Below are 1,730 nucleotides of genomic sequence, written 5' to 3'. Positions count from 1 at the left end.
GGCGTGCGCAGGTCGTGCGACACGCCGGCCAGCATCAGCGCGCGCTCGCGGTCGTGGCTGTCGAGCGCGGCGGCCATGCGGTTGAAGCTGGCGGCGACCAGCGCGATCTCGGCCGGGCCGTCCTGGTCGAGCACCGGCGGCGCGCGGCCGGCGGCCACGTCGGCGGCGGCATCGGCCAGCCGGGCCAGCGGGCGGTTGATGCGCCGCTGTATCGAGAAGGCGCCGGCCAGCGCCAGCACCGAGCCGACCAGCGCGCTGCCCAGCACGAAGGTGGACACGTCGGCGAGCACGCCGCCGACCGCCACGCCCATCCACATCGGCGCGGGCGCGTCGCGCAGACGCAGCCACAGCATCCGCTCGGGCTGGCGCTGCCAGACGATGTCGCCCGCGCCGATGCGTGCCATGAAGCGCCGCAGCAGCAGCCCCACCAGCGGATCGCCGAAGCGGTCGGAGGCCATGCCGGGCGCCACGGTCACGAAGCGGCGCCGGCCGCCATCGCCGGCCAGCTCGGCCAGATAGCCGGCGCGCTCGGCCTCGGGCAGCCGGGCCAGCGCCAGACCCACGGCGCGCGCCTCGGCCTGCACGCTGTCGAGGTAGCGCTCCATGCGCGGCTTTTGCACCGCGCCCAGATAGAACAGCGCCAGCCCGAGCTGGGCCACGGCCACCAGCGCGCCAAGCAGCAGCAGGCTGCGGCCGAACAGGGTTTGCGGAATCAGGCGCGGGCGCGGCGGCATCAGCGCGGCGCGCCGTCGGGCGCAAACACATAGCCGTAGCCGCGCACCGTCTGCAACCAGCGCGGCGCGGCCGGGTCGGCTTCGATCAGCCGGCGCAGCCGCAGCATGGTCACGTCGATGCTGCGTTCGCCGGCGTCATGGTCGGGGCCGTAGGCCAGCTCGATGAGCCGCTCGCGCCCGAGCGGCCGGCCGGCATGGCTGGCCAGCGCATGCAGCAGCGCGAATTCGCCGCTGGTGAGCGTGACCGGCAGCTCGCCGCGCAGCAGCCGGCGCGCCGCCGGATCGAGCGTGTACTCGCCAAACCGGATCACGGCGGCGCGCGCGGCCAGCGGCGCCCGGCCGCTCATGGCCTGACGCCGCAGCATGGCGTTCACCCGCGCCAGCAGCTCGCGCGGATTGAACGGCTTGGGCAGATAGTCGTCGGCGCCCATCTCCAGCCCGACGATGCGGTCGACCGGATCGCCGCGCGCGGTGAGCATGAGGATCGGCAGCGTCTCGCCAGCGGCGCGCAGCCGGCGGCAGATGGCGAGACCGTCCTCGCCGGGCAGCATCAGATCGAGCACCAGCAGATCGAAGCGCTCGCGCAGCAGCAGCCGGTCCATCTGGCTGGCGTCGGCGGCAGTGCGCACCTCATGGCCCTGGCTGCCGAGGTAGCGCTGGAGCATGGCGCAGAGCTCGGCTTCGTCATCGACGACGAGCAGGCGGGCGGCGGTGTCGGTCATGGCGGGTGGGTGAGGGATGGACCGGGCCGATGCTAATCGCGCCCTGCCCGCGCGCCGTCGGCCGGAAAGCGGCTCGGTTTCAGCGGATTTCAAAACCGCGCCGCCGCAACACGCGCCGACACATGCGCCGCCCGGGCTAACCGCGCGCCAACACGGCGCGGCCAGAGTGGCTTGCGTCGTCAACCCCAACGGATGCCTGCCATGACCAAGTTCATCGCCCCTGCCCTTCTGCGCCGCGTCGGCGCCGCCCTCACCCTCGGTGCCGTCGCTGCGC

2 protein-coding genes are annotated in these 1,730 nt (G+C 74.0%); both read right to left on the bottom strand.

What is annotated here, in order from left to right; all coding sequences use genetic code 11:
* Positions 1 to 734 (bottom strand): HAMP domain-containing protein (locus B9P64_RS05710; protein ID WP_139826166.1); only part of this gene is annotated, 734 nt, incomplete at its 3' end.
* Entirely contained in the window at positions 734 to 1,456 is a 723-nt protein-coding gene (gene ompR, locus B9P64_RS05705; protein ID WP_085315272.1) for an osmolarity response regulator transcription factor OmpR, read from the bottom strand. The genes ompR and B9P64_RS05710, both read right to left, overlap by 1 nt.
* Between the last annotated feature and the right edge of the window lie 274 nt (positions 1,457 to 1,730).

The sequence above is a fragment of the Derxia lacustris genome, from assembly GCF_002105195.1.
GTDB lineage: Bacteria > Pseudomonadota > Gammaproteobacteria > Burkholderiales > Burkholderiaceae_E > Derxia > Derxia lacustris.
The sequence above is the reverse complement of the archived record's forward strand: the minus strand, read 5'-3'. Positions and strand labels throughout refer to the sequence as shown.